Genomic DNA, 12,009 nt, shown 5'->3' on the forward strand with positions numbered 1-12,009 from the left:
TTCCCACGGCTGTTCCGGTCCGGACCCGGCCGTTCCGTCGCTCGAGGGTATCAAGCGGCGTCCGACGGCTCCGGACTCGCGGACCGCCGTCGGGGACGTACGTACCAGAGAATTGTCTGCACCAGCACGACGGCGAACGCGCCCAGAGCTGCGGCGACGCCGAACCTCAGTCCCGGCGACCGGTACTCGACCACCAGGGTGTGCTCCCCCGCCGGCACGTCCACCGCGAGCAACCCGGCGGGGCCATCGGACGGATCGACACTTCGGCCGTCCACGGCCGCGGTGTAGCCCGGCCACGCCAGCCGCGCGAACACGATATGTCCCGGCTCGTCGGCCGAGAACCGGATCTCCGCGCGGGCCGGCGCCGAGGACTCCGCGGTCACCTCGACCCCCGGGGACGCCCACGTGACCCGCCCGGCCTCCGGCAGAACGACGTCGCGGACCCACACGACCCGGACCGGGGTGTCGTAGGCGACGTGCCAGCCGGGCGGAGGGTCACCGGCCGCGACCTCGGGGAGCAGCGCCCGCTGCAACACGAGAGTCGAGACGCCCATGACGTCGATCAACGGGGCGGGCGTCCGATCGTCGGCCGGCTGCCAGAGCCGGTCGTAGGCCGCGGCGCAGGTGGCGCCCCGATAGTCCATGCACAGTTCTTCGGCGAACTCGGCGAACCCCATGCCGGTGTAGCTGGCGATCGACTCGACACCCGCGGCCCGCGGCAGATTGCCGAACAGGATCTCGCCGTTGCGGGCGTCCTCCGGTCCGGTGCGGTCCAGCGCGGCCAGTTGCAGCACGGTGCCGCGATAACCGGACGTGCCCGCGGCGACCCGCGGGAGATCGAAGGCCGGCGCCGCCGTCGCCGGTGCCGGCGGCTGGTCCGGTTTCGGGGCCGGTGCGGGCAGCAGACTCGACTGCAGGAACAGGACTGCGGCGGTACCGACGACGGCCACGGACGCCGCCGCTGCGGCGCCGGCCCGCCGGAACGCGACCAGCAGCGCCGTGACCAGTAGGGCCGTGACGGCCAGTCCGAACAGATGGGTCGGGGTTTCGTCCGGACGCACGGCCCAGGACAGGTACGCGCCCGCGCCGACGATCACCGCGGTCGTGACGGCCCGGCGTCGCACGTGGTCACGGGCCAGGCCCGACGAGAGCCCGAGGGCCAGCAGTACCGCGCCCGCGAGATAGAGGTACTCGACCAACCGCACCGGCCAGCGGAACAACCACACGTTCGACGGCGCGAGCGTCGCCACCAGATAGAAGCCGCCGACGACGAAGACACTGACCGCGCCCGCCGTGCGGGCCCGCAGCTCCCGCCACCGGATCCACGGCAGCAGGGGCAGCGCGAACCACACGAAATACGTGGTCGGGTTGGCCTCGAGACGGCCACCGGCCCACGTCGACATCGAGGGCAGGTAGGTGGGCGAACTGCTCGCGGCGATGTCACCGAGGTCCGGCACCAGGAAGGTGTCGTTCGCGATGGCCGCCAGGGAGTCCCGGGTCGTGACGTCGCTACTGCCGAGCAGCGGCAGGAACACCAGCAGCGCCGTCGCACCCACACACGCGCCCATCACCGCGACCTGCACCAGGCGCCCGTAACCCCGGGCGAGCAGCAGTTCGATGCCGACGGCGGCGAGCACGACGATCGCGCCCAGCGTCGCGTACGGGTTTCCGGTGGTCATCGCGAGGAACCCGAACAGGAACGGCACCAGCGGATTGGTGCCGCCCCGAGAGAAGCGGCGGGTCGACCACCAGAAGTGCGTGATCCACGTGAACGCCATCAGCCCGGCCGGCCACCCAGACGCTTCGTACCACAGGGTGAAACCGGAGACCGGGACGGCGACGGCCACCATGATCGCTGCGCTGCGCCGCGCGCCGTACTCGCGTGCGAGCAGGAAGACACCGGCCGCCAGGATCGCGAGGATCTCGATCATCACCACGAACGCGGCCAGAGACAGGTTGTCGAACCGCGACACGAGGAGGAAGTTCGCCCAGTTGAGCGGGTTCCAGATACCGTCCAGCCCCTCGGCGGCGTAGTTGCCGCCCATCCAGCCGGACGGGTCCATCGTCGGCCACTGGCGGTCGCGCAGGCTCTCGCCGAACATGTGCCACATGGGCGCGAACTGCTCGTGCTGGTCGCCGACGTAGAAGAAGAAGCTTCCCCGCCACTGGGCGATGGAGGCGACCACCGCGGTGACGAGTCCGACGCCGATCGCGACGGCCCAGTCCGGTAAGCGGTCGTTCAGCCGCCGAAGGCCCGTCGCCCGCCCGCCGTCCACCGTGCTCCTCTGCGTCGTCACTGCCGTCACTGGTTCGTACCCCTCACAGACATCCGGGCGAGCATAAGTCAGTGACGAGCGGGTTCCGGAATCGTCGGGGACCGCGTCAGTGGCGCTCGGTCGGGCTTCCGGCCGAGTTCGCGCCGGGACCGTCGGCTGTCTCGACCACCGTCACCGTCGACGCCGGCTGATGCGTGAGGATGCGGCGCGACAGCAGGAAGGTGACCGGGATGGCCGCGACCGCAGCGATGAGCGGGGCGATCCGGTCGTCCACGCCGAGGAACGTCACGAGCAGCACCATGCCGACCGTCGTCACGATGTAGTTGGTGGCGTTGGTCAGCGGGAACAGCGCGAACTTGCGCCACGTCGGCCGCGTCCTGAACGTCCAGTAGCAGTTCAGGAAGAACGAGCCGACCATCGAGATCGCAATCGCGAGCAGGTGCGCGGCCAGGTACGGCATCACCGTGTTGAACACGAGATACAGCGCGTAGTAGACGCCGGTGTTGACGACCCCGACCACCCCGAACCGCAGTATGTGCCGCATCACTGCGACTCCACCTCACGGCCGCCAGGCTCGGTCTCGGCGACCAGGAAGTGCGGGCGCCGCTTGGTCTCGTAGTAGATCCGCCCCACGTATTCGCCGATGATGCCGAGGAACAGCAGTTGCAGACCACCCATACCGGTGATCGCGGCGATCAGCGTGACGTAGCCGGGCGCGGTGACACCGTGCACCAGGGCGGCGATGACCAGTGCGACGACGTACACGAACGAGACCGCCGTGACGACCGCGCCCAGGTAGACCGCGAGCCGCAGCGGCGCGTTGTTGAACGACATGATGCCGTCGATGCCGTAGTTGAGCAGTCTCCGGAAGCTCCACTTGCTCTCACCACCGCCCTGACGTGCGACGTTGTGGTAGTCCACGGTCGCAGTGGGGAATCCGATCCACGAGAACATGCCCTTGGAGAACCGGTTGTACTCGCGCATCTGCAGCAGAGCGTCGACCGCGCGGCGGCTCAGCAAGCGGAAGTCGCCGGCGCCGTCCTCCATGTTCACGTCGACCAGCGAGTTGACGAGCCGGTAGTACAGCCGCGACACCAGGGTGCGGCCGAACGCGTCCCCTTCCCGGGTGCGCCGGGCAATCACCTGGTCGTACCCCTCGCCGTGCAGGCGCAGCATGTCGAGCAGCAGATGCGGGGGATGCTGCAGATCGGCGTCCATGATCACGACGGCGTCGCCGCGTGCGTATCGGAGCCCGGCCAGCATCGCCGCTTCCTTGCCGAAATTGCGGCTGAAGCTGATGAAACGGCAACGGGGATCGCGCGCGTTGATCTCACGCATCAGCCGGACGGTGTCGTCCCGGCTGCCGTCGTCCACGAGAACGAGTTCCGCCTCGACGTCCGCGTCCTCGAGGGTGTCGAGAACCTGCCGGACGAGCTCCTCGAGAACACTCTCTTCGTTGTGGCACGGCACCACGACGGACAACAGCATTCGACAATCTCCTCGATAAACCCACGCACCCTGCGAGGCCGCCGCCGCAGGTACGCCGGGCACCCCCAGCTTAGGGGGTTACCGCGCGCGGGTCCCTGCGCCCCGATGTCAGCTCAGCGTGCCGATCCCGAGCGAACCCGCGGCGATCGACCCGATGCCGGTCTTGAGGGAGCCGTAGGTGAACGACCCCGTGTTCGCGGACCCGAGGTTGCCTGAGCCGGTGTTCGCCGACCCCACGTTGCCGGAGCCGGTGTTCGCGGACCCGACGTTGCCGGAGCCGGTGTTCGCCGATCCGACGTTGTTGGACCCGGTGTTGGCCCACCCGAGGTTGAAGGAGCCGGTGTTGTCGGGGCCGATGTTGTTCCAGTCGATGCTGCTCGCGGCGAGCAGGCCCAGGCTGCCGAGTCCGGCGGCGACAGCCGAACCGATGGCGCCGGCCTGGATCTCGGCGGGTCCGACGTAGCCGACGCCGACCGCATCCTGGCACGGCACGGGAAGTTCGAGGCCCGGCGCGACGGTGGCCGTGGCGTTGGCCAGCAGTCCCTCCACCCGGAACGGCGCGCAGGCCGGCGCGCCCGCGACCGGGTCGGCGGCGGCGGTGCCGGCGGAGCCCAGGGCCACCGCCCCGAGCGCGGATGCGACCACGAGTGCCCGGCACGCACGACGCCGGCGGGCAGTGCTGTTCGGTGCGGCAGTGCTGTTCGGTGCGGCAGTGCTGTTCGGTGCGGCAGTGCTGTTCGGTGCGGCAGTGTTCTTCGGTCCGGCCCCCATACGAGCGCCCCCTCCGGTTCGTCCCCTGAGCGACAGATCCCGACGCGAATGCTGGTGACGCTACCGCGTGACGTCCGTCGCCGTGGCCGGATCGACGGCTTCGCGCAGGCTGCGGCTACTGCCCGGTGCGCGCGTATCCGGCCTCGGTCGCGGCCTTCGCCGGACGCCACCACTCGGGGTGCTCGCGGTACCACTGCACGGTCGCCTCGAGACCGCTGCGGAAGTCCCGGTAGCGCGGCTCCCACCCCAGCTCGGTGCGCAGCCGCGTCGAATCGATCGCGTACCGCAGGTCGTGGCCGGGCCGGTCCGGGACGAAGTCGAAGTCGTCGGCGGATCGCCCGAAGATCTCGAGCAGCATCGCGATGACGGTGCGGTTGTCGACCTCGCCGTCCGCACCGATCAGGTACGTCTCCCCGATCCGCCCCTTCTCGAGGACGGTCCACACGGCGCGGTTGTGGTCGTCGACGTGGATCCAGTCGCGCACATTGCGGCCCTGCCCGTAGAGCTTGGGGCGGACGCCGTCGAGCAGGTTGGTGATCTGCCGCGGAATGAACTTCTCCACGTGCTGGAAGGGGCCGTAGTTGTTGGAGCAGTTCGACAGCGTCGCCCGGATCCCGAACGATCGCGTCCAGGCCCGCACCAGCATGTCGCTCGACGCCTTCGTCGACGAGTAGGGACTGGACGGGTTGTAGGCGGTGGCCTCGGTGAAGCGCCCCGGATCACCCAGCTCGAGGTCGCCGTACACCTCGTCGGTCGAGATGTGGTGGTAGCGGACGTCGTGGTCGCGCACGGCCTGCAGCAGCGTGAACGTGCCCACGACGTTGGTCCGCACGAACGGCCAGGGGTCGGCCAGCGAGTTGTCGTTGTGCGACTCGGCCGCGAAATGCACGACGGCGTCGGAATCGGCCACCAGGCGGTTGACGGTGTCGGCGTCGGCGATGTCGCCGTGCACGAAGTCGATGCGATCGGCGACCGCGTCGAGCGAGGCCCGGTTGCCGGCGTACGTCAGCGCGTCGAGGACCGTGACCCGGACGTCGGGCCGTTCCGCGACGGTCTGGTGGACGAAATTGGCACCGATGAACCCGGCGCCACCGGTGACGAGCAGCCTCATACCGGGGAGACTACCGACGGTCGCAGACCGCTCATGCCCGCACCGGTTCCTGCGTCTGCTCCTCCTCGCCCGGGATCGACGTGCCGCGGAGGGAGACACCCGCGGTCTCGCGGAGGAAGGCCACCGAGACGAGGCCGATGACGCACGCGCCCATCATGTAGATCGCGGGGAACAGGCTCCAGCCCGTCGAGTGGATGACCGCGTCGTTGACGAGTGGGGCGGTGCCGCCGAAGACGGCCGTCGAGACGTTGTAGCCGATCGCGAAGCCGGCGTAGCGGACCTGGGTGGGGAACATGGCCGGGAACGTCGCGGAGATGGTCGCCAGCTGTGGCAGGTAGAGCAGCCCGAGCACCGCGAACGCGAGCAGTGCCCACCCGAATCCCTGCGCCATCAGCCAGTACATCGGCACGGCAGCGATCAGCAAGCCGATCAGCGAGCCCCACCACATGGGCTTGCGGCCGAGCGTGTCCGACCAGCGCCCGAAGAACGGGATGCACGCCATCATGACCAGTTCGCCGATCAGGATGATGACCGTCGTCGACTGCGTGCTCAGGCCGAGCGTCGACTCCAAGTAGGTGGGCTGGTACGTGAGCAGCGTGTAGTTGACCACGTTCAGGGCGACGACCATGCCGGTCAGCACCAGGATCGGGCGCCAGTAGTTCTTCAGCAGATCGGCGAGGCCACCCAGGATCGAGTTCTGGCTGTCGCCCTGCGCGTCCACCTCATCGAACACCGGCGACTCGTCGAGCTTGCTGCGCAGGAACCAGCCGACCAACCCGAGCGGCAGCGCGATCAGGAACGGGATCCGCCAGCCCCACGACGCCATGTCGTCGTCGGAGATCATCAGCTCGCACAGCATCACCACGGCGGTGCCGGCGGCGAACCCGCCGAGGGTGCCGAACTCCAGGAAGCTGCCGTACCGGCCGCGCTTGTCGTCGGGCGCGTACTCGGCCATGAACGTGGCCGCGCCGCCGTACTCGCCGCCGGTGGAGAAGCCCTGGACCACGCGTAGCAGGATCAACAGGATCGGTGCCGCGATGCCGATCGACGCGTACGACGGGATCGCCGCGATCAACGCGGTCGCGCCCGACATCAGCAGGATCGTCGTCGCCAGCACAGCCTTGCGGCCGAGCCGGTCGCCCAGCGGACCCCAGATCATGCCGCCCAGCGGACGTAGCACGAACGAGACCGCGAAGCCGAGCATCGTGCCGATCGAGCCGAGGTGCCCCGGGAAGAAGTTCTGGGTCAGGTAGGTGGCCGTCGTGGCGTAGACGCCGTAGTCGAACCACTCGGTCGCGTTGCCCATAGCCGAGCCGGCGATGGCCTTGCGTAGCGTCCGCTGGTCCACGTCAGCGCCCGGTTCGGTGGCGCCGCCAGTCTTCTGGCGCGCGGGACCGTACGTCGATTCCTGCATGCGTAGGGCCCCTTCAGACGTGGGGTCTGCGGTAGGCAGACCTTCTTCATCGGTCGTTTTCGACGCTAACGGGACATGTCCGACTCCGCTTGGCACAAGGAGCCGCAGCCCCTTCGCCGGACGAGCGGGGTACCCCCGACAATCACGTCGTAGCCGACCGGCCTCGCCACTCCCGCGATCTCCCACCGTCGCCCGTGAAACACTGCTCTACATGCGCGGAATCATTCTGGCTGGCGGTACGGGCAGCCGGCTGCACCCGATCACGCTGGGCGTGAGCAAGCAGCTGGTGCCCGTCTACGACAAGCCGATGATCTACTACCCGCTCTCGACGCTCATGCTTGCCGGAATCCGCGACATCCTGATCATCACCACCCCGCAGGACGCCGGACAGTTCCGCAATCTGCTGGGCGACGGCTCCCGGTTCGGCATCTCGCTGAGCTACCAGGTGCAGCGCGAGCCGAACGGTCTGGCGCAGGCGTTCGTGCTGGGTGCCGACCACATCCGCGACGACTCGGTGGCTCTCGTCCTGGGCGACAACATCTTCTACGGTCCCGGCCTGGGCACCACGCTCACCCGCTTCCACGACGTCAAGGGCGGCGCGGTGTTCGGGTACTGGGTGTCCGATCCGGGCGCGTACGGCGTCATCGAGTTCGACGACACCGGCGCCGCGGTCTCGTTGGAGGAGAAGCCGGCGGTGCCGCGGTCGAACTACGCCGTGCCGGGGCTGTACTTCTACGACAACGACGTCGTCACGATCGCGCGGGAGTTGACGCCCTCGGCGCGCGGCGAGTACGAGATCACCGACGTCAATCGCACGTATCTCGAGGCCGGACGGCTGCAGGTGGAGGTGCTCCCCCGCGGCACGGCCTGGCTCGACACCGGAACGTTCGACTCCCTACTCGACGCGTCGAACTACGTGCGGACCATCGAGCAGCGGCAGGGCCTCAAGATCGGTGTGCCCGAGGAGGTCGCGTGGCGGCGCGGATTCATCTCCGACGACGAACTGCGCGAGCGCGCCGAACCGCTGGTCAAGTCCGGTTACGGCACGTACCTGCTGGGGTTGCTCGACCGCGGCCGAGAATGGTGACCATGGATTATCGGGAGTTGAAGGTTCCGGGGGCGTGGGAGATCACGCCCCGACAGTTCGGCGATCACCGCGGGGTGTTCCTCGAATGGTTCAAGGACCCCGGCTTCTCCGCGAACGTCGGTCGCACCCTCGATCTGGCTCAGGCCAACTGTTCGGTGTCGGCGGCCGGCGTGTTGCGCGGCATCCACTTCGCCGACGTCCCGCCCGGCCAGGCCAAGTACGTCACGTGTGTGCGGGGCGCGATCCTCGACGTCGTCGTCGACCTGCGGGTGGGCTCGCCGACGTTCGGACAGTGGGATTCGGTGCTGCTCGACGACGTCGACCGCCGCGCCGTCTTCATCTCCGAGGGGCTGGGCCACGGGTTCCTGTCCCTCGCGGACGATTCGACGGTGATCTACCTGTGCTCCACGGGCTACGCCCCGGACCGCGAGCACGAGGTGAGCCCGCTGGATCCGGGCATCGGTATCGATTGGCCGGTCGTCGGCCGCGACGGCAGCTCACTGCAGTGGACGCTGTCGGACAAGGACCTGGAGGCGCCGACCCTTCAGCAGGCTCGCGACGCGGGTCTGCTGCCCGTCTACCGGGAGGGCCACGAGTGAGCCGATGAGTGCCTTCGGGGTGCGCCGCGTCAGCGCTGCGATCGCAGTGCTCGCCGCAGTGGGCCTCGCACTCCTGGCAATTCCTCTCGAACACGGCACACTCGACGTCCCGAAGCAGGCGCAGGCGACGACGGCCCTTGCGCCACCGCCCCCACCGCCACCCGTCCCCCTCGCCCCGCAGCAGATCACCGAGCGCGTCGTCCCGACGATCGTCACCATCACGGCGCGGACGGGACTGGGCACGACAGCGGGCACCGGGATCGTGCTGCGTCCGGCGGGACCTGCCGCCATCGTGCTCACCAACCATCACGTGATCGACGGCGGGACGGACATCACGGCCGAGAGCATGCGCGACGGCACCCCCTACCCGGTCGAGGTTCTCGGCTACGACAGCTCCCGCGACCTGGCGGTTCTGCGCCTGCCGGGCGGCGCGGCGCTACCACCCGCCGCGCTCGGGTCGTCGCGGAACGCCGGTGTCGGCGATCCGGTGACCGCGATCGGAAACGCAGAGGGCGGTGGTGTCCCGCAGTCGGCGCCGGGCGCGGTCACCCGGCTCGGGGTCACGGTGCTCACCCGCAACTCCGTCGACGGCTCCCGCAACGAGCTGGCCGGGCTCATCGAGGTGAACGCCGACGTCCGGCCCGGCGACTCCGGTGGGCCATTGGTCGACGCGTTCGGCGAGGTGATCGGGGTGAGCAGCGCGGGCAACGCCGTCCAGCGGGACGAGCCGTCGGCCCCCGCACCGAAGTCGTACGCGATCCCCATCGACTCGGCGCTGGAGGTGGTCGACCAGATCCTCGCGGGGCGCCCGTCGGATTCGGTGCACATCGGCCCCACCCCGCAGCTCGGCGTGAGCGTGCGCGACCACGTCGAACCACAGGCGGGGACTCCGGCCGGCGCGCAGATCGTGCAGGTGAGTTACCGCTCCCCCGCCGACGGGCTGGGCCTGGCGCGCGGCGACGTGATCGTGCAGTTCGGCGGCGTCCCGATCCGGACGGCGTCCGACCTCACGGTCCGGATGATCGCGCTCCACCCCGGTGACGTCGTCGACGTCGCGTGGATCGACGCCACCGGCGCGCAGCGGTCGGGCTCGATGGTGCTGACGGAGGGTCCGCCGCGCTGATCAGCCGCCGATGTCCAGCTTGGACGCCAGGCGCTGCAGGTAGGCGAGCACCTGTTCCTCGTCGGCGTCGGGCATGCCGAACAGTGCCTCGCTGACGCCGAGGTCCTGCCAGCGGGCGAGCTTGTCGGCGTCGGGTTTGCCGGCCAGGACGATGATCTCCGGCTGCCCGGTGCGGCCGGCGTCCGCCCAGATCTTGCGCAGCAACGTGACGTTGTCCTCGATGTCCTGCTCGATCGGGGTGGTGATCCAGCCGTCCGCCGAGCGCGCGATCCACCCGAACGTCTTCTCCGACGCGCCCGCACCGACGAGGACCGGCGGGCGGGGTTGCTGGACCGGCTTGGGCCACGCCCAGCTGGGACCGAACTTCACGAACTGACCGTCGTAGGACGCTTCCTCCTGCGTCCACAGCGCCTGCATCGCCTCGAGGTACTCGCGCAGCGCGGTGCGGCGCTTCTTGGGGTCGACGCCGTGGTCGGCGAGTTCCTCGGCGTTCCAGCCGTAGCCGACACCGAACGTGACGCGGCCGCCGGACAGGTGGTCGAGCGACGCGATGGTCTTGGCGAGCGTGATGGGGTCGTGTTCGAGCGGCAGCGCGACCGATGTGCCCAGCCGGATCCGGGACGTCACCGACGCCGCGGTGCCGAGCGCGACCCACGGGTCGAGGGTGCGCATGTAGCGGTCGTCGGGCAGCGCGTCGGTGCCGGTACCGGGGTGGTTCGACGCCCGGTTGACCGGAATGTGGGTGTGTTCGGGCACGTAGAACGCGTCGAACCCGCACTTTTCGACGGCCTGTGCGGCGGTCGCGGGAGTGATGCCTCGGTCACTGGTGAACAGGCTGATGCCGTAGCGCACGATCTGACTCCTCCGGGGTGGTCGGTACCAGGAAATGTAACCGGTTCCACTCCGGATCGGAAGACTCTACAGACAGCTGTCCAGACAGCTATCGAATCTTGAAGATCACAGCACGCTGGACGACGAAGTTGATCACTGTCGCGGTGCCCTGCGCGATCACGAAGGCCAGCGGAATGCGCCACCACTCGTCCGGGAAGACGTGGGCCATCAGTCCGTTGAGTCCGACCTGCACGGCGAACGTGAGCGCGTACAGGACGACCACGGCGACGAAGCGAGCCCGGCTCGGCTCGGCCTTGAACGTCCAGCGCCGGTTGATCAGGTACGCGGTGGTGGTGCCGGCGATGAAACTGATGGCCTTGGCGAGGTTGAGCGGCAGCCCGACGGCGAGCAGCAGCAGGTACAGCCCGAAGTCGACGACCGCCGACAGGCCACCGGTGAGCACGAAGCGCACGATCTGCGTCTTGAGGTCCAGGGACTCGTCGGCGATGGAATCGGTGACGGGGATCTCGACCGGCAGCGGCGCATGCGGATCGTGGGCGTGGGGGCTTCCGGACACGCAACGAGACTAGGCGACCCGCGCCGGGCACACCGGCGTGACATCCCGCACAGGGCCCTGGACCTCGAGTGCACTCGAGGTTGCAAGATCAACGTCATGACCGTTTACACGCTGCCCGATCTGCCGTACGACTACGCCGCTCTCGAGCCCCACATCTCCGGCAAGATCATGGAGCTCCACCACGACAAGCACCACGCCGCCTACGTCGCCGGCGCCAACACCGCCCTCGACAAGCTCGCCGAGCTCCGCGAAGCCGACGCCCTCGCCCCCGTGGTCAACCTGCACGAGAAGAACCTCGCCTTCCACCTCGGCGGCCACACCAACCACTCCGTGTTCTGGAACAACCTTTCCCCCGAAGGCGGCGACAAGCCCGAAGGCGAACTCGCAGCCGCCATCGACGACCAGTTCGGCAGCTTCGACGCCTTCCGCAGCCACTTCTCCGCCAACGCCAACGCCATCCAGGGCTCCGGCTGGTCCATCCTCGCCTGGGACTCCATCGGCCAGCGCCTGATCATCGTCCAGCTCTACGACCAGCAGGGCAACATCAGCATCGGCCTCACCCCGCTGCTCATGCTCGACATGTGGGAACACGCCTTCTACCTCGACTACCAGAACGTCAAGGGCGACTACGTCAACGCCTTCTGGAACATCGTCAACTGGGCCGACGTCGCCGACCGCTTCACCAAGGCACGCACCCAGACCACCGGACTCATCGTCCCCGCCTGATCCCGT

At 68.9% G+C, this 12,009-nt stretch carries 12 protein-coding genes; 4 read left to right on the top strand and 8 right to left on the bottom strand.

Annotated features, from left to right (window positions below):
- Positions 1-50: 50 nt before the first annotated feature.
- The 6 genes from PSS76_RS20980 to PSS76_RS21005 form a co-directional block, all read right to left on the bottom strand.
- On the bottom strand, positions 51-2,297 hold the full coding sequence (locus PSS76_RS20980; protein WP_049799388.1) for a hypothetical protein: 2,247 nt from the start codon (positions 2,295-2,297) through the stop codon (positions 51-53).
- Positions 2,298-2,382: 85 nt separating this feature from the next.
- Positions 2,383-2,820, bottom strand: a complete 438-nt coding sequence (locus tag PSS76_RS20985; RefSeq protein WP_022593438.1) for a GtrA family protein — start codon at positions 2,818-2,820, stop codon at positions 2,383-2,385.
- Entirely contained in the window at positions 2,820-3,764 is a 945-nt protein-coding gene (locus PSS76_RS20990; protein ID WP_005516262.1) for a glycosyltransferase family 2 protein, read from the bottom strand. The genes PSS76_RS20985 and PSS76_RS20990 overlap by 1 nt, the downstream gene beginning before the upstream one ends.
- A 108-nt stretch (positions 3,765-3,872) precedes the next feature.
- Complete coding sequence (locus PSS76_RS20995; RefSeq protein ID WP_231849548.1) at positions 3,873-4,535, bottom strand: pentapeptide repeat-containing protein; 663 nt, start codon at positions 4,533-4,535, stop codon at positions 3,873-3,875.
- A gap of 115 nt (positions 4,536-4,650) precedes the next feature.
- Positions 4,651-5,646: a dTDP-glucose 4,6-dehydratase gene (gene rfbB, locus PSS76_RS21000; RefSeq protein ID WP_005516265.1), complete on the bottom strand. Its 996-nt coding sequence runs from the start codon at positions 5,644-5,646 to the stop codon at positions 4,651-4,653.
- A gap of 31 nt (positions 5,647-5,677) precedes the next feature.
- Positions 5,678-7,060: an MFS transporter gene (locus PSS76_RS21005; RefSeq protein ID WP_013414543.1), complete on the bottom strand. Its 1,383-nt coding sequence runs from the start codon at positions 7,058-7,060 to the stop codon at positions 5,678-5,680.
- A 211-nt stretch (positions 7,061-7,271) separates the two neighbouring features.
- Here PSS76_RS21005 and rfbA point away from each other — a divergent pair, with 211 nt between their 5' ends.
- Genes rfbA through PSS76_RS21020 form a run of 3 tightly spaced genes read left to right on the top strand, consistent with a single transcriptional unit; the run spans position 7,272 to position 9,869 of the window.
- Positions 7,272-8,147 carry a glucose-1-phosphate thymidylyltransferase RfbA gene (rfbA, locus tag PSS76_RS21010; protein ID WP_005516267.1) on the top strand — a complete coding sequence of 292 codons (876 nt, stop codon included), beginning with the start codon at positions 7,272-7,274 and terminating at the stop codon, positions 8,145-8,147.
- Between the two features lie 2 nt (positions 8,148-8,149).
- Positions 8,150-8,746 carry a dTDP-4-dehydrorhamnose 3,5-epimerase family protein gene (locus PSS76_RS21015; RefSeq protein WP_216317504.1) on the top strand — a complete coding sequence of 199 codons (597 nt, stop codon included), beginning with the start codon at positions 8,150-8,152 and terminating at the stop codon, positions 8,744-8,746.
- A gap of 4 nt (positions 8,747-8,750) precedes the next feature.
- A complete protein-coding gene (locus PSS76_RS21020) occupies positions 8,751-9,869 on the top strand; it encodes a S1C family serine protease (protein WP_084957307.1) in 1,119 nt (372 codons plus the stop codon).
- Here PSS76_RS21020 and PSS76_RS21025 read toward each other — a convergent pair whose 3' ends face one another.
- Together PSS76_RS21025 and PSS76_RS21030 are read right to left on the bottom strand one after the other, a co-directional pair.
- Entirely contained in the window at positions 9,870-10,721 is an 852-nt protein-coding gene (locus PSS76_RS21025; protein ID WP_081185591.1) for an LLM class F420-dependent oxidoreductase, read from the bottom strand.
- An 88-nt stretch (positions 10,722-10,809) separates the two neighbouring features.
- Positions 10,810-11,277, bottom strand: coding sequence for a GtrA family protein (locus PSS76_RS21030; RefSeq protein ID WP_084968778.1), 468 nt, complete (start codon positions 11,275-11,277; stop codon positions 10,810-10,812).
- A 96-nt stretch (positions 11,278-11,373) separates the two neighbouring features.
- On the opposite strand from PSS76_RS21030, the gene PSS76_RS21035 reads away from it, so the two are divergent.
- The gene (locus PSS76_RS21035) at positions 11,374-12,003 is read left to right on the top strand and encodes a superoxide dismutase (RefSeq protein WP_013414538.1); all 630 of its coding nucleotides are present in this window, start codon (positions 11,374-11,376) and stop codon (positions 12,001-12,003) included.
- The last annotated feature ends 6 nt before the right edge of the window (positions 12,004-12,009 follow it).

Origin of the sequence: Prescottella sp. D32, assembly GCF_037287305.1 — a bacterium.
In the GTDB taxonomy this organism is placed as follows: domain Bacteria; phylum Actinomycetota; class Actinomycetes; order Mycobacteriales; family Mycobacteriaceae; genus Prescottella; species Prescottella equi.